The sequence below is a fragment of the Sanguibacter sp. Leaf3 genome (assembly GCF_001425965.1).
Taxonomy (GTDB): domain Bacteria; phylum Actinomycetota; class Actinomycetes; order Actinomycetales; family Cellulomonadaceae; genus Sanguibacter; species Sanguibacter inulinus.
Map to the genome: position 1 here is coordinate 256,076 of NZ_LMRH01000004.1, position 15,954 is coordinate 272,029.

The 15,954-nt window shown below is 70.1% G+C and carries 11 protein-coding genes; 8 read left to right on the plus strand and 3 right to left on the minus strand.

The genetic code is table 11. The features are described 5' to 3' along the window. Window positions 1-7 precede the first annotated feature (7 nt). The 7 genes from ASG53_RS18620 (at window position 8) to secA (ending at window position 12,501) form a co-directional block, all read left to right on the plus strand. Window positions 8-1,771 carry an LpqB family beta-propeller domain-containing protein gene (locus ASG53_RS18620; protein ID WP_056136858.1) on the plus strand — a complete coding sequence of 588 codons (1,764 nt, stop codon included), beginning with the start codon at window positions 8-10 and terminating at the stop codon, window positions 1,769-1,771. A gap of 525 nt (window positions 1,772-2,296) precedes the next feature. Continuing rightward, entirely contained in the window at window positions 2,297-3,022 is a 726-nt protein-coding gene (locus tag ASG53_RS18625) for a ComF family protein (RefSeq protein WP_156382892.1), read from the plus strand. 119 nt (window positions 3,023-3,141) lie between these two features. Continuing rightward, a complete protein-coding gene (hpf, locus tag ASG53_RS18630; protein WP_056136862.1) occupies window positions 3,142-3,804 on the plus strand; it encodes a ribosome hibernation-promoting factor, HPF/YfiA family in 663 nt (220 codons plus the stop codon). Window positions 3,805-3,968: 164 nt separating this feature from the next. Beyond that, the gene (locus ASG53_RS18635; protein ID WP_056136864.1) at window positions 3,969-5,273 is read left to right on the plus strand and encodes a winged helix-turn-helix domain-containing protein; all 1,305 of its coding nucleotides are present in this window, start codon (window positions 3,969-3,971) and stop codon (window positions 5,271-5,273) included. 173 nt (window positions 5,274-5,446) lie between these two features. Then, entirely contained in the window at window positions 5,447-7,183 is a 1,737-nt protein-coding gene (locus ASG53_RS18640) for an ABC transporter ATP-binding protein (RefSeq protein WP_056136866.1), read from the plus strand. After that, window positions 7,183-9,354, plus strand: coding sequence for an ABC transporter ATP-binding protein (locus ASG53_RS18645; protein ID WP_082544225.1), 2,172 nt, complete (start codon window positions 7,183-7,185; stop codon window positions 9,352-9,354). Before ASG53_RS18640 ends, ASG53_RS18645 begins: the two co-directional genes overlap by 1 nt. A gap of 351 nt (window positions 9,355-9,705) precedes the next feature. Then, window positions 9,706-12,501, plus strand: a complete 2,796-nt coding sequence (gene secA, locus ASG53_RS18650) for a preprotein translocase subunit SecA (RefSeq protein ID WP_056136868.1) — start codon at window positions 9,706-9,708, stop codon at window positions 12,499-12,501. Between the two features lie 166 nt (window positions 12,502-12,667). Here secA and ASG53_RS20480 read toward each other — a convergent pair whose 3' ends face one another. Beyond that, window positions 12,668-13,195, minus strand: a complete 528-nt coding sequence (locus ASG53_RS20480) for an Rv3235 family protein (protein WP_056136870.1) — start codon at window positions 13,193-13,195, stop codon at window positions 12,668-12,670. A 225-nt stretch (window positions 13,196-13,420) separates the two neighbouring features. Between ASG53_RS20480 and ASG53_RS18660 the strand changes: the two genes are divergently transcribed. Then, on the plus strand, window positions 13,421-13,906 hold the full coding sequence (locus ASG53_RS18660) for a DUF6912 family protein (protein WP_056136872.1): 486 nt from the start codon (window positions 13,421-13,423) through the stop codon (window positions 13,904-13,906). Window positions 13,907-14,011: 105 nt separating this feature from the next. Here the strand turns inward: ASG53_RS18660 and hisN are convergent, their stop codons facing one another. After that, the gene (gene hisN, locus ASG53_RS18665) at window positions 14,012-14,812 is read right to left on the minus strand and encodes a histidinol-phosphatase (protein ID WP_056136875.1); all 801 of its coding nucleotides are present in this window, start codon (window positions 14,810-14,812) and stop codon (window positions 14,012-14,014) included. 104 nt (window positions 14,813-14,916) lie between these two features. Continuing rightward, entirely contained in the window at window positions 14,917-15,951 is a 1,035-nt protein-coding gene (gene rsgA, locus ASG53_RS18670) for a ribosome small subunit-dependent GTPase A (RefSeq protein ID WP_056137156.1), read from the minus strand. Window positions 15,952-15,954 lie beyond the last annotated feature (3 nt).

The window sequence follows — 15,954 nt, forward strand, 5'->3', positions numbered from 1 at the left end:
CCGCGCCGTGACGGGGCTGCTCGTCGCCGCGAGCGTGCTCGTGACGGGAGCCTGTGCCCAGATCCCCCAGGACGGCGGGGTCCAGCGGGGCGACGTGACCATCACCGACCCCGGTCCCGTCTACCTCCAGCCGCGCGGTCCGCGCGCCGGGGCCGGCCCTGAGGAGATCGTCGCCGGATTCCTCAGCGCCCAGGCCGGTGGCGTCTACGAAGACTGGGTGACGGCCCGCGAGTTCCTCGACGAGGGCGCGGCTCAGGCCTGGGACCCGACGGTGCGCACCGTCGTCATGGCGCGCGACCCCGAGCTGGACCAGGTCTCCGGCCCGACGGACGAGACGATCGCCGGTGCGCCGACCGACCTCGACGACGGCTCGGAGACCGACGAGCCAGCAGAACCTGTCCTCGCGGAGATCCGCGGTCAGGTCGCGGTGACCTCCCAGCTCGACGCCGAGGGGCGCTACACCGAGGCGACAGTCGGCACGCTGCAAGACCTCTCGTTCTCCCTCGAGCAGCAGCCCGACGGCCAGTGGCGTATCACCGGGACCGAGGACGGCACCTTCATGTCGGACTCGAACTTCAGCACGATCTTCCGCCAGACGAGCCTGTACTTCCCGTCGCGGGACGGAGAGTTCCTCGTCCCCGACGTGCGGTGGTACCCGAGCACCAACACCGCGGCGCACGCTGTCAACGGGGTGCTCGCGGGACCGTCCGAGTGGCTGCGGGACTCTGTCTCCGTCGTCGCCCCCGAGGGCACGCGGCTCGTGCTCGACTCGGTCGTGGTGGACGAGGACGGGACGGCGAGCGTCGACCTCAGCCAAGAGGTGCTCGGGGCGACAGACGACGAGCGGGCGATGCTCCGGGCCCAGCTCGAGGCCGTGCTGCTGCGTGTCTCGGGTGTCCGGGCCGTCGAGGTGACCGTCAATTCTGCGCCGCTCGACATCCGCACACGGGTCGACCCGACCCGTGACCCCATGCCCGCGCTCGCGAGCCCGCTGGTCCTCAGCGGCGAGGCCGTCAGCACGGTGTCCAGCTCCGGGGTCGAGCCCGTCGAGGGTCTCCTGAGCCTCGCGGGCAGCGACCCGACGGCCCTCGCGATCAGCGTGACCGGGGCCGAGGTGGTCTACAGGTCGGGGCGGACGACGATCCGGACCGCGGCGACGGCAGCCGAGCCCAGCCGGGTGCTGCTCACCGGGAAAGACCTCGTCGCGCCGTCGATCGACCGCTTCGGCTGGACCTGGTCCGGGGACATGCTCCCCGGCTCGCCGCTCCAGGTCGTGTCCCCTGACGGTGTGGTGACGGCTGTGGCCGCCGACTGGCTCGACGGCCGCAGCGTCGTGTCGATCCAGGTGTCCCGCGACGGGGCGCGCATCGCCGTGGTCTCGCGCGACGGCACGGGGACTGCGGGGCAGACCAGGATCGACGTGGCCGGGATCGTCCGGGGCGACACCGACATCCCTGTCAGGCTCTCCGACGCGCTCGTGGCAGGCGCGGCCGTCGTCGACGCCTCGCAGGTGGTGTGGGTCGACGAGTCGACGCTCGCCGTGCTCGCCCAGGGCCAGACCTCGGGTGTGCGCACGGTCCACCTCGTGCCGCTCGCTGCACACTCCGAGGCGCTGTCTGGCGTCGAGGGGGCCGAGTGGATCGCCTCGGGCCGCGGACGGCGCGCCGTCTACGTGGTCACGACAGACGGCGAGCTGCTCAACCGCGCGACGACAGGGGCGACCTGGACGCGGGTCGCCCAGGACGTCAGGCTGCCGACCTTCCCGGGCTGACCGGGCCGGCCGGGTCGACAGGGCCGACCGGATGGCCCAGGCCGACCAGGGTGCCCAGGCTCCTCGGCTCCGGTGCCTCGGGTGCCCTGCTCCCTCCGGCGCTCTCGGCGTTGACGGGGTCCTCGCGGCGGCTCAGGACTCGTCGTCCACACTGCGCTGGACGCGGGGTGACGTCCACAGGTCTCGCGGGCTGGATGGCCGGACAGCGGCAGGTCCTGGGACCGTCGGACCATGAGATCTCAGCGGACGACCACGACCTGCGTCACACTCCTCCAAGACCTCGTCCGCCTGGTGGTACCGCTGGCCTGTGCCGGCTGCGGTGCCCCCGACGCTGTGGTCTGCCCGGGCTGCCTCGGTGCGCTCGGGACGGCTGCGCGCCGTGCTGACCTGTCAGCACCGCGGCTCGCCCGTCTGCCGGCGCCCCGTGCTGCTCCGGCGCGGCACCGTGAGGGCGACCCCACCCGAGACGTCGGCGCCTCTCCAGCCGGAGGTCTCGGGGCAGACGCCGGGGAGGATGACGGGCTCGTGAGCCTGTGGCCGGTCCTCGCCGGCGTCCCGTACGCCGGGTCCGTCAAGACGCTCGTCGGTGCGTGGAAGGACCGCGGACGGACCGACGTCACGCCGGTCCTGGTCTCGCGTTTCCGCGAGGTCGTCGCCGAGGGCCGAGCCGTCGTCGACGAGCACCTCCGGCTGGGCTGCGAGGTGTGGGTGGTGCCGGCTCCCTCGACGCCTTCTGCTGTGCGCCGACGCGGGAGGCAGCCGACCACCGAGCTCGCGCGGGCGGCGGTCGAGGTGCTGTCGGGCGCGGGGCCCGCAGCGAGCTCGGGGAGAGCCGGAGGACGGGGCGCGGCCGCCAGGCGTGCGCAGGAGCCCGGCGTCCGGCTCGTCCGTGCGCTGGGCCACCGGAAGAGGCGGACGCTCGACCAGGCTGGCCTGGGTGCGCGAGAGCGCGCGAGCAACCTCTCCGGGGCGCTGCGGGCCCGCCGGCGTCACCGGCGTCGCGCACGGCCGGGGACCGGGCGGGAGATCGTCTGCGTGCTCGTCGACGACGTCCTCACCACGGGTGCGACCCTCGCGGAGTGCGAGCGCGCCCTGCACGAGGTGGGGTGCTCGGTCGTCCTCGGGCTCGTGCTGGCGGTCGCACCCAGGCCTGGCGCGATCGGTCGACAACTCCCTGGTGAGAGCTCCGACGAGGGTGTCACAGACTCTTCTCAGAGTCTCGTGGTGCACTCGGGTCGTCGGACGGGATAGCCTGTCTAGAAGATCTCGACAGAGGTGGGAGGTGGTGAAGAACTGGCTCCCGCGAGGGCGCCCCCGTACCTGGTAGACGGGCGTTGGAGCAACGCCCACCCACTCCCTTGGAGGCTCACATGGAGATCGTTGTCGTCGGTAGGCACACCGAGGTGGCTGACCGTTTTCGCCGACACGCTGAGGACAAGCTCGCCAAGATCGAGCAGCTCGCACCGAGCGCCCAGCGCGTCGACGTCGAGGTCACTCACGAGAACAACCCCCGGCAGTCTGGGATCCGCGAACGCGTCGAGCTGACCGTCCGCGACAAGGGACCCGTCGTCCGCGCCGAAGCCGCAGCAGACGACCGTTTCGGAGCACTCGACCTCGCGATGAACAAGCTGACCGAACGCTTGCGTCGCGCCAACGACCGTCGCAAGAACCGCTTCCGCAACCCCGCCCCCATGGACACCGCGGACGTCCGGCCGTACGAGCCGCCGCTCCCGCCCGTCACCCCGGAGCCGACAGCTCCCTCGGACCCGGGCGAGACCGTCGAGACGCAGCTCGGAGACTCTCCTGTCGTGATCCGGCAGAAGCTCCACTCGGCTGAGGCCATGACCATCGACGACGCGCTCTACGAGATGGAGATGGTGGGGCACGACTTCTTCCTCTTCATCGACTCTGAGACCGCGCGTCCCTCTGTCGCCTACAGGCGTCGAGGGTGGACCTACGGCGTGATCGCCCTGGACACCTCCTGCAGCATCGACGCTGCAGCGCTCGCAGCCGCGGCAGCAGCGGCCGACTGAGGCGTCCGACCGTCCCGCCGCAGCATCACCTGCGGCGGTGACCAGCAGGACAGCACGACGACGGCGCGACCTCAGCAGAGGTCGCGCCGTCGGCGTGCGCGGGCACAGGTGAGGGGCGCGACCTGACCTCGACGGATGTCGGTGGCGCAGGCCACACTCAGCCCATGGTCTCTCCAGCACCGCGTGCCGCCCGTCGGATGTCCCTGTCTGCCGCGCGCCGGACCGCGCTCGCCGCGCAGGGGCTGGCAGGGGAGCGGCCGTCCGGGCCGGTCTCGGCGGCACGGTTCCACAAGGCCGTGGGCCGGATGGGGCTCCTGCAGATCGACTCGGTCAACGTGCTCGCCCGGGCGCACCTGGTCCCCGTGTACTCGCGGCTGGGCCCGTACGACACCGCGCTGCTCGACCGTGCCGCCGGTCGCGCGCCGCGACGGCTCGTGGAGTACTGGGCGCACGAGGCGTCCTTCGTCCCGCCCGCCACCTACAGGCTGCTCGAGTGGCGACGACGCAGATACCGGGACCAGGCCTGGGGGAGCATCAGTGCGACCGAGGCCACCCACAGCGCCGAGGTCGAGGCGATCCGCCAGATCGTCGCCGAGCACGGCCCGCTGACGGCCACCGAGGTCGAGCGGCACCTCGGTTCGGCCTCTGACCGGCCCGAGGACGGCTGGGGCTGGCGGTGGAGCGTGGCCAAGCGTGCGCTCGAGCTGTTGTTCTTCACAGGAGAGATCACCTCGGCGGGGCGGACCGCCAGCTTCGAGCGGAGGTACGACCTCGTCGAGCGGGTGCTCCCCGCGGACGTCCTGGCGGCACCTGTGCCCGCGGACGCCGAGTGCATCCGTGGGCTGGTCGAGATCGGTGCGAGGGCGCACGGGGTCGGCACGCTGCGCTGCTTCTCCGACTACTTCCGGCTCAAGGGTGCGGCCCCGCGGGACGCTCTCGCCGAGCTCGTCGAGGAGGGCGCACTCGAGCCCGTGGTCGTCGACGGGTGGGACCGCCCCGCCTTCCGCCACCGGGACGCGACCACTCCGCGCCGGGCCGTCGCGCAGACGCTGCTGAGCCCCTTCGACCCCCTCGTCTTCGAGAGGAGGCGACTCGCCGAGCTCTTCGGCACGCACTACCGCATCGAGATCTACGTCCCGGCGCCCCGCAGGGTCCACGGCTACTACGTGCTGCCCTTCCTCGAGGGAGAGTCGATCACCGCACGGGTCGACCTCAAGGCGGACAGGCGCGCAGGTGTCCTCAGGGTGCTCTCGGCCCACCGCGACCCCGAGGTCACCGACCGCACCCCGGCTGCGCTCGCCCAAGAGCTCCGCGTCCTCGCCCGGTGGCTCGGGCTCGACCACGTCGAGGTGGAGCGGGCCGGCGACCTCGCGGGCGAGCTCTCGGGGCACCTCGACCGCTCGGTGCTCCTGGGCGACTCGGCACCCCTTGACGACTCGGCCGCCCCGTCCGGAGGAGAGCAAGAATGAAGTAGCAGAATTTCGCTCATGTCGGGCATGATCTGTGCGGACGTGCTCGCCCCCGGTCGTCCAGCTCTGGACCGCACCGTCGTCGGACCTCTCCGGTCCGTGCCGTCGCACCTGCCTCCACAGGCGTCGACCTGTCCCTTCCCCTGTCTGCTCGACTGCTCGAAGGAAGTCCCGTGACACTCGTCGCTCTTACCTTGCGCCACGCGAAGCCATACTCCGCGTGGATCGTGGGGGTGTTCATCTTGCAGCTGGTCTCGACCATCGCTGCTCTCTACCTCCCCAGCCTCAACGCCCAGATCATCGACAAGGGCGTCTCGACCGGAGACACCGACTTCATCTGGTCCACGGGCATCACCATGCTCGTGGTGTGCCTCGTCCAGGTGCTCACCGCGATCGGCGGTGTGTACTTCGGCGCCAAGACCGCCATGGCCGTCGGTCGCGACCTGCGCCGGGAGATCTTCCGCAAGGTCGACTCGCTGAGCGCTCTCGAGATCAACGGTTTTGGCACCGCGACGCTCATCACCCGGAGCACGAACGACGTGCAGCAGGTGCAGATGCTCGTGCTCATGACGCTGAACTTCATGGTGTCGACGCCGATCATGTGCATCGGCGGGATCATCATGGCGCTCCGCGAGGACGTCGGTCTGTCGTGGCTGCTGTGGGTCTCGGTCCCGTTCTTGCTGATCGTCGTCAGCTTCCTCGTCTACCTGCTCCTGCCCCTGTTCCGGCTGATGCAGGACCGTATCGACGGGATCAACGGTGTGCTGCGCGAGCAGATCACCGGCATCCGCGTCGTCCGTGCCTTCGTCCGGGAGCCCTTCGAGTCGGAGCGCTACGAGCGCGCGAACATGGCGATCACCACGGTGTCGGTCAAGGTCGGCAACGTGTTCGTGCTGATGTTCCCGATCATCATGATGATCCTGCACCTGGCTACGGCCGCGGTGCTGTGGTTCGGAGGTCACCGGGTCGACGCGGGCGAGATGCAGATCGGCTCGCTGACCGCGTTCCTGCAGTACCTCCTGCAGATCCTCATGGCCGTGATGATGGGCGTGTTCATGGTGATGATGGTGCCGCGCGCCGTCGTCTGCGCCGAGCGCATCGACGAGGTCCTGCGGACCAAGACCAGCCTGACGGTGCCGCGCACGACTGCTGCGACGGTCCCGACCGCAGGCCGGGTCGAGTTCCGCGACGTCACCTTCGGGTACCCGGGCGCCGAGCGTCCCGTGCTCGACGGGGTCAGCTTTGTCGCCGAGCCGGGCCAGACGACCGCGATCATCGGGTCGACAGGCGCCGGCAAGACCACGCTGCTCAGCCTCGTCTCGCGCCAGTACGACCCCCAGCAGGGCAGCGTCGCGATCGACGGGGTCTCGGTCAGCGATCTCGGGCGTCACGAGATGGCCAGCGTGGTCGGGCTGATCCCGCAGAAGCCCTACCTCTTCTCGGGGACGATCGGCTCGAACCTGAGGTTCGGCCGCCCCGAGGCGACAGACGCCGAGCTCTGGGAGGCTCTGCGGGTCGCCCAGGGGGCTGACTTCGTGCGGGAGAAGACGCACGGCCTCGACGAGCGGGTGTCCCAGGGCGGCACGAACGTCTCCGGCGGCCAGCGTCAGCGGCTCTGCATCGCCCGAGCCCTCGTCGCACGGCCTCGCGTGTACCTCTTCGACGACTCCTTCTCGGCCCTCGACGTCGCGACCGACGCCAGGCTCCGCGAAGGTCTCGGCGAGGCCACGGCGGGCGCGACGGTGATCATCGTGGCCCAGCGTGTCTCGACGATCCGGTCGGCCGACCAGATCCTCGTCATGGACGGGGGCGCTGTCGTCGGTCGAGGGACCCACGACGAGCTCCTCGAGAGCAACGAGACATACCGCGAGATCGTCGAGTCACAGCTGAGCGTGGAGGGGGTGGCGTGATGATGGCGCGCAAGAAGACGAAGGACGTCGCCGCAGGCGACCACCAGCCCGGCTCGACAGTGGTGGTCGACGAGGTCGACGACCTCGAGCCCGAGTACGTCCCCACCGAGATGGACGGGGACATGTTCGGCGGTGCCCCCGCCAAGAAGGCCCAGCACTTCTGGCCCTCCGCCAAGCGGCTCGTCGGGCTCCTGGCCCCCGAGCGGGTGCGCATGTCTGTCGTGGTCGCGCTCGTCGTGGTCTCGGTGGTCCTCACCGTCATCGCGCCGAGGATCCTCGGCCGTGCGATGGACACGATCTTCAACGGGGTGCTCGGCTCCAGGCTGCCCGAGGGCGTGCCGCTCGAGGAGGTCGTCGCCGGCGCACGCGCGGAGGGGAACGACCAGTTCGCCGACCTCCTCTCCAACGCCGACATCGTGCCCGGCCAGGGCATCGACTTCGACAGGCTCGGCCAGCTCATCCTCGTGGTCCTCGGCCTGTACGTCGTCGCGTCGTTCCTCAGCTGGGCCCAGGGGTTCATCCTCAACGGCCTCGTCATGCGGGTGGTCTACAGGCTGCGCCAGGACATCGAGGAGAAGATCAACAGGCTCCCGCTCAGCTACTTCGACACCCGGCAGCGTGGTGACCTCATGTCCCGCGTGACCAACGACGTCGACAACATCCAGGCCGCGCTCCAGCAGGCCTTCTCCCAGCTGGTCCAGTCGGTCCTCACGGTCCTGGGCATCACCGCGATGATGTTCATCGTGTCGTGGCAGCTCGCGCTCATCGCCCTCATCGCGCTGCCGCTCTCCGGCGTCATCGCCGGGGTGATCGGCTCACGCTCGCAGAAGCTCTTCGCCGCGCAGTGGAAGAACACCGGGGCCGTCAACGGTCACGTCGAGGAGACGTACTCCGGGCTCGAGCTCGTCCGCAGCTTCGGTCGCGACGAGGAGATGCTCGAAGAGTTCGACGTCCGCAACGAGAAGCTGTACGAGGCGTCGTTCGGAGCCCAGTTCGTCTCGGGCATGATCATGCCCGCGATGACCTTCGTCTCGTATCTCTCCTACGTGCTCATCGCCGTGGTCGGAGGCCTGCGGGTCGCCTCGGGTCAGATCACCCTCGGCGACGCGACGGCCTTCATCCAGTACTCCCGCGAGTTCTCCCAGCCGCTCGGCCAGATCGCCGGGATGGCGAACATGCTGCAGTCCGGTGTGGCCTCGGCCGAGCGGACCTTCGAGCTGCTCGACGCCGACGAGCAGGAGCCCGAGCAGGCCACGGCGACGCTCCCCGAGCGGACCGAGGGGCTCGTCCAGCTGGAGGACGTCTCGTTCAGCTACGACCCCGAGGTCCCGCTCATCGAGCACCTGTCGTTCTCGGCGGAGCCCGGGCACACCGTCGCGATCGTCGGACCGACGGGTGCGGGCAAGACCACCCTGGTCAACCTCATCATGCGGTTCTACGAGCTCACGGGCGGGCGGATCCTGCTCGACGGGGTCGACATCACGACCCTGAGCCGTGGCGAGCTGCGGTCCCAGGTCGGCATGGTCCTCCAGGACGCCTGGCTCTTCGAGGGCACCATCCGCGAGAACATCCGCTACGGGCGTCTCGACGCGACAGACGACGAGGTCGTGGCCGCAGCCCAGGCGACGATGGTCGACAGGTTCGTCCGGCAGCTCCCCGACGGCTACGACACCGTGCTCGACGCAGACGGTGGAAGCGTCTCGGCCGGCGAGCGTCAGCTGCTGACCATCGCACGGGCCTTCATCGCCAACCCGTCGCTGCTCATCCTCGACGAGGCGACGTCGTCGGTCGACACCCGCACCGAGCTGCTCGTCCAGCACGCCATGGCTGCGCTGCGGACCGACCGGACGTCCTTCGTCATCGCGCACAGGCTCTCGACCATCCGCGACGCCGACACCATCCTCGTGATGGAAGACGGCCGGATCGTCGAGACCGGTTCGCACGACCAGCTGCTCGAGCGTCGGGGTGCGTACTACCGCCTCTACATGACGCAGTTCCGTGGCGAGCACACGGCGGTCGACGACGAGGGCGGCGACCAGGACGACGACCAGGCGGCCGCTGGTGAGACGGGAGCGGATGCCGCGACATCCCCGGAGGTCCCGTCTGGTGGCACTACGGGCAGCACCGAGCAGTCCAGCAGCGGGAAGGGCGACGCGCCCCACCCGGCCTGATCGGGGAGGGGGCCGGGCGTCGTGCGACGGTCGGAGGGTGCCGGGGGAGCAGAGTCAGACTCTGCCCCCCAGTACCCCTGTCTCACGTGCGTCGCCCCACCCGACCCGGCGTCCACCACTTGACCCGGCGACCCACGACCCGACCCGGCGACCCGACCCGGCGTCCACCACCACGACCCGGCGTCCACCACCACGACCCGGCGCCCACCACCACGACCTCCCAGGTCGGCTCCGACATCGCCCGGCAGAGGTGTGTCGAGACCGGTCCGGTCTCGCATACGATGAGAGTTGTATGCCCTCTGAGCCGCTCGGCTCGGCGGGAGAGCTGTGAACTCGAACCGGGAGTACTGCGTGGCTGCGATCCTCGATAAGGTCCTACGTTTCGGCGAGGGGCGCATCGTCAAGAAGCTCTCAGGGCTCGCCAACCAGGTGAACGCCCTCGAAGACAGCTTCGAGGCGCTCACCGACGAAGAGCTGCGCGAGGAGACCGACCGCTTCAAGGAGCGGATCGCCCAGGGCGCGACCCTCGACGAGCTCCTCCCGGAGGCCTTCGCCGCCGTCCGCGAGGCCTCCCGTCGGACCCTCGGGCAGCGCCACTTCGACGTCCAGCTCATGGGCGGTGCGGCGCTCCACCTCGGCAACATCGCTGAGATGAAGACCGGTGAGGGCAAGACCCTCGTCGCCACGCTCCCCGCGTACCTCAACGCGCTGTCGGGCGACGGCGTCCACGTCGTGACCGTCAACGACTACCTCGCCAAGTACCAGAGCGAGCTCATGGGACGTGTCTTCCGCTTCCTCGGGCTCAGCACAGGCTGCATCCTGTCCGGGCAGACGCCCGCAGAGCGCCGCGAGCAGTACGCGAAGGACATCACGTACGGCACGAACAACGAGTTCGGCTTCGACTACCTGCGCGACAACATGGCGTGGTCGACCGACGACCTCGTCCAGCGCGGCCACAACTTCGCCGTCGTCGACGAGGTCGACTCGATCCTCATCGACGAGGCCCGCACCCCGCTCATCATCTCCGGCCCCTCCTCGGGCGACGCCAACAAGTGGTACGGCGAGTTCGCCCGGGTCGTGCGCCGCCTCACCGTCGACGAGGACTACGAGGTCGACGAGAAGAAGCGCACCGTCGGCGTGCTCGAGCCCGGGATCGCCAAGGTCGAGGACTACCTCGGCATCGACAACCTCTACGAGTCCCTCAACACGCCGCTCATCGGCTTCCTCAACAACGCCATCAAGGCGAAGGAGCTGTTCAAGCGCGACAAGGACTACGTCGTCATCAAGGGCGAGGTGCTCATCGTCGACGAGCACACCGGCCGTATCCTGGCCGGCCGTCGTTACAACGAGGGCATGCACCAGGCCATCGAGGCCAAAGAGGGCGTGGCCATCAAGGCCGAGAACCAGACCCTCGCGACCATCACGCTGCAGAACTACTTCCGCCTGTACAGCAAGCTGGGCGGCATGACAGGTACGGCCGACACCGAGGCTGCCGAGTTCCAGGGCACCTACAAGCTCGGCGTCGTCCCCATCCCGACGAACCGCACGATGCAGCGCATCGACCAGCCCGACCTCATCTACAAGAGCGAGAACGCGAAGTTCGACGCCGTCGTCGAAGACATCGTCGAGCGTCACGCGGCCGGTCAGCCCGTCCTGGTCGGCACGACGAGCGTCGAGAAGTCCGAGCTGCTCGCCGCCAAGCTGAAGAAGCAGGGCGTCCCGCACGAGGTCCTCAACGCCAAGCAGCACGAGCGTGAGGCGTCGATCGTCGCCCTCGCCGGCCGCAAGGGCGCAGTCACCGTCGCCACCAACATGGCCGGTCGAGGCACCGACATCATGCTCGGCGGCAACGCCGAGTTCCTCGCCATCGCCGACCTCAAGGCACGGGGCCTCGACGCCGCGGAGACCCCGGAGGAGTACGAGGCCGCGTGGCCCGACGCCCTCGAGGCAGCGAAGAAGGCCGTCGCCGACGAGCACGACGAGGTCGCCGAGCTCGGCGGTCTCTACGTGCTGGGCACCGAGCGCCACGAGTCGCGTCGTATCGACAACCAGCTGCGTGGGCGCTCCGGCCGTCAGGGAGACCCGGGCGAGTCCCGCTTCTACCTGTCGACCCAGGACGACCTCATGCGCCTGTTCGGCAGCGCGCTCGCCGACTCGATGATGCAGCGGTTCCCCGACGACATGCCGCTCGAGTCCAAGATCGTCACCCGAGGCATCGCCTCGGCCCAGGGGCAGGTCGAGAGCCGCAACTTCGAAATCCGCAAGAACGTCCTCAAGTACGACGACGTCCTCTCGCGCCAGCGCTCGGTCATCTACGACGAGCGTCGTCGTGTGCTCGAGGGCGAAGACATGGCAGAGCAGATCCAGCACTTCATCAAGGACGTGCTCACCGCCTACGTCGAGGGTGCGACCGCGACAGGTCACCCCGACTCGTGGGACCTCGAAGGCCTGTGGACCGCGCTCAAGGCCGTCTACCCGGTCTCGATCACGGTCGACGAGGTCGTCGCCCAGGCAGGGAGCGTCGACGCGCTCACCCACGAGCTCATCCTCACAGAGGTGCTCTCCGACGCCGAGCACGCCTACACGGCGCGCGAGACCGAGCTCGGCGAGGCGAACATGCGCCAGCTCGAGCGTCGTGTCGTGCTCTCGGTCCTCGACCGCAAGTGGCGCGAGCACCTCTACGAGATGGACTACCTCAAGGAGGGCATCGGTCTGCGCGCGATGGCCCAGCGCGACCCGCTCGTGGAGTACCAGCGTGAGGGCTTCCTGCTGTTCCAGGCCATGACCGAGGCCATCAAGGAAGAGTCCGTCGGCTACATGTTCAACCTCGAGGTCAAGGTCGAGACCGCTCCGGCGGTCACGGCAGCAGGTGCTGCGGCAGCTGCCGGCACGGCTGCCGCCCAGGCTCTCGGAGCGGCTGGTGCTGTCGTCGCCCAGCCCGACGAGGACGGCACCGAGAAGGTTCTCGTGGCGAAGGGGCTGGATGGCCCCGACCGCAAGGTCCCGCTCAGCTACACGGCTCCGAGCGAAGACGGCGTCGGTGCCGTGGTCACCGGCGAGGGCGGCGCCACGCGCACGGTCTCGACCGACGACGAGGACGGGTCGGGCAACCGCGAAGAGCGTCGGCGGGCCAAGAAGAAGAAGTGACGTCGGCCGGCAGGGGCTGCCCCTGACAGCGGAGCAGGACTGCACGGCTACACGACAGAGAGGGCCCCACGGCAACCGTGGGGCCCTCTCTGCGTTCTGGGTACCTTCGATGCCAGCGCGATGCTGGAGCGCTGGCGCGACGCTGGTCGTGCTGCAGCCGGTCGCGTCAGCCGATCTCGAGCACCACGACGCGCCACCGTCCGCGGTGCAGCTCGACACGGAGGGCGGCGGCCCTGACCCTGTCGACGTCGTCGATGATCACGGTGGCCTCGGCGGCCTCCGGCGCGACCCGGACCACGCGTGCCCTGCGGACCCTGGAGCGGGACTGCGGGGTGGGTGGTGCGCCCCGGCGGTCGCGTGCGGCGGACCGCACACGGGCGAGCGCCTCGAGCTGGTCGTAGACCTCGGGGGACACCGACCGCACGAGCTGTGCCAGAGGGCGCACACCCCTCAGGACCTCGGTCGCGGCGTGGGCGACGGCGCAGCACAGCGCCGTCGGGTCGCCGGGGTCGGCGGCGGGTTCTCGTCCTGGTGGGGCAGGTGTGCGCCGCACCGGTGCCGGAGCGGCCCTGTGCCGCAGCCCGTGGCGTGCCGAGACCGTAGCGGTTGAGCTCTCTCGGTTGACAGATGCCGTGTCGGTGCGACGGAGCTCCTGTCTGTCGGCGGCGGGGGCTGTAGGGGCCAGCGCAGTCATGGTGGTCCTTCGGTAGGTGACAGATGGGCCCGAGACCAGTGCTCGGGCCTGACTGCACGTCCGGCTCCGTCGACTCCTGCCCGGGTCCTCGGTCCTCTAGGTATAGCTATGCGAGGTTGACGAAGTACAGACAAACGGGATCCTGTGGATAAGTCGCCCACATCACCCGGAGGTCGCCTCTGTGGACTCGGTATCCCGGTGTGCCACGGGTGGCACACTAGAGCCATGCGCCTCTACGTCCCCGTGACGCTCGCCGAGATCGACGCCCTCACCGGCCCCACCATGACGCTCGAGACGCGGGGGGCTCACGCCGCGACCCCGGCCCTCGTGGCCGAGCTCGCCGCCGAGGGGGTCGACGACCTGGAAGAGGTCGAGTACGTCGCCCAGCTCGCCGCAGCAGACGACTCCCTGGTCCTCGTCGCCGCCGACCCTGCCGTCCCGTGGCTCCGCGCCGTCGTGTCGGTCGACGTCCCTGACTCCTCGGTCCGACCCGTCGAGCCGGCGGCCGACGACGACGACGTCGCGTCGAGCGCAGTGACGGTCGAGGGTCCACTGACGGGCATACGCATCGTCTGCGCGCACGTCGACGAGCCCGAGGCCGCGAGCGACATCCAGGCCGTCATGGGGGGCGACGACGACGCGATCGAGCGTCTGGCCGACCGCGACCTGCTCTGGTACGACGCGACCGAGATCTCCTCGATCCCTCGCTGATCTTCCTGGGGGCTGCTCGCTGACGCCGCCACTGCGCGGCTGCGGCGGGCGCAGGGCGGCTGCGGCGGGCGCTGGGCCGCCGTCGCGCTGCGGCGCTGAGCTGTCTCAGTGCGTCTGGAACCCCACGGCCGAGAGCACGTGGTCGTGCAGGTGCCCGTTGGTCACAGCCGCGTTGCCGCCGAAGGGCCCGTCGACACCGGCGAGCGAGGTGAAGCGTCCACCGGCCTCGGTGACGATCGGCACGAGGGCCGCCATGTCGTACAGCTCGAGCTCGGGCTCGACGGCGATGTCCACGGCTCCCTCGGCGACGAGCATGTAGGACCAGAAGTCCCCGTAGGCGCGGGTGCGCCACACCTGGCGCGAGAGGTCGAGGAAGTGCGGCAGCCGACCGCGCTCCTCCCACCCGCTCAGGCTCGAGTACGACATCGACGCGTCAGCGATGTCGCTGACGCCGGAGACACGCAGACGGGTGGCCGAGGACAGCGAACGGCCGGTCCACGCGCCGGTCCCGCGAGCGGCCCACCAGCGGCGCCCGAGCGCCGGGGCGCTGACGACACCCATGACGATGTCGTCGCCGTCGGCCAGCGCGATGAGGGTGGCCCAGACGGGGACCCCGCGCACGAAGTTCTTGGTGCCGTCGATAGGGTCGATGATCCACCGGCGCGCGCCGTGGCCCGTCGCCCCGAACTCCTCGCCGAGCACGGCGTCACGGCCGCGTGACCTGCCCAGCTGCCCACGGATGATCTCCTCGGCGCTCTTGTCGGCGTCGGAGACGGGCGTGTGGTCGGGCTTCGACTCGACGTGCAGGTCGAGGGCCTTGAAGCGTGACATGGTCTGCGCGTCGACCTGGTCGGCGATCACGAGCGCGAGCCTGAGGTCGTCGTCGTACTGGGAGCGGGCGGTCATGCCCCTCACCGTATCTCGTGAGGTCGCGGCGCTGCGCCGCGGCGCGCGTCCACCAGCAGGAGGTCACCAGCGGACGGCGCACCGGCTCGTGCCTGCGCGAGACGTCAGCTGCGCGAGACCAGCAGCCTGCGGAAGGAGTCGAGCCGGGCAGCGCGGGCAGCCCGCACCTCGTCGTCGTCGGCAGCGGTGACCCAGTCGTCGAGCGCACAGTCGGGAGAGCCCTCGAGGTGGGTGCAGCCACGCGGGCACTCCTGGGCGACCTCGTCGAGGTCGTCGAAGGCCGTGAGCAGGTGCTCGATCTGCACGTGGGCCAACCCGAAGGAGCGGACACCTGGGGTGTCGATGACCCAGCCGCGGGCTCCGTCGTGCTCGGGCAGGCGCAGGGCGACCGCCGAGGTCGAGGTCTGGCGTCCGCGCCCGGTGACGTCGTTGACGACGCCTGTCGTGCGCATGGCACCGGGGACCAGGGCGTTGACGAGGGTCGACTTGCCGACCCCCGAGTGCCCGACGAACACCGAGGTCCGCCCCGAGAGCGCGTCGCGGACGGCGTCGAGCGGCGTGATCTCGCCCTCGTCGCCGCGGAAGGTCGTCACGACGGACACACCGATCGGCTCGTAGAGGGAGCGCAGGGCGTCGGGGGAGGCGAGATCGGCCTTGGTCAGGCAGAGCAGGACGTCCATGCCGGCGTCGTAGGCGGCGACCACGCAGCGGTCGATCATGCGGGTGCGGGGCTCGGGATCGGCCAGGGCGGTGACGATGACGAGCTGGTCGGCGTTCGCGACGATGATGCGCTCGTAGGGATCGGTGTCGTCGGCTGTGCGGCGCAGGACCGTGGTGCGCTCGGTGATCCGGACGATGCGGGCGAGGCTGCCCTCTTCTCCGGAGGTGTCACCCACGACGTCGACCCTGTCGCCGCAGACGACACGCTGCCGGGTCAGCTCGCGTGCTTTCATCGCCGAGATCACGTGCTCGTCAGGCTGGTCCTCGTCGAGCAGGAGCGTGTAGCGGCCGCGGTCGACACCGGTGACGAGGCCCGAGACGGCGTCCTCGTGCTCGGGGCGCGTCTTGGTCCGTGGGCGCGAGCCCCGCTTGCTCGGACGGCTGTGGAAGTCGGACTCGTCGATCGGGCGTCGTCCCACGGC

What these genes read in the sequence shown, in the direction of transcription:
- ASG53_RS18645 (WP_082544225.1), top strand. Translation starts at nt 7,183, where the DNA reads ATGATGGCGCGCAAGAAGACGAAGGACGTCGCCGCAGGCGACCACCAG.
- ASG53_RS18660 (WP_056136872.1), top strand. Translation starts at nt 13,421, where the DNA reads ATGCGCCTCTACGTCCCCGTGACGCTCGCCGAGATCGACGCCCTCACC.
- hpf (WP_056136862.1), top strand. Translation starts at nt 3,142, where the DNA reads ATGGAGATCGTTGTCGTCGGTAGGCACACCGAGGTGGCTGACCGTTTT.
- hisN (WP_056136875.1), bottom strand. Translation starts at nt 14,812, where the DNA reads ATGACCGCCCGCTCCCAGTACGACGACGACCTCAGGCTCGCGCTCGTG.
- ASG53_RS20480 (WP_056136870.1), bottom strand. Translation starts at nt 13,195, where the DNA reads ATGACTGCGCTGGCCCCTACAGCCCCCGCCGCCGACAGACAGGAGCTC.
- ASG53_RS18635 (WP_056136864.1), top strand. Translation starts at nt 3,969, where the DNA reads ATGGTCTCTCCAGCACCGCGTGCCGCCCGTCGGATGTCCCTGTCTGCC.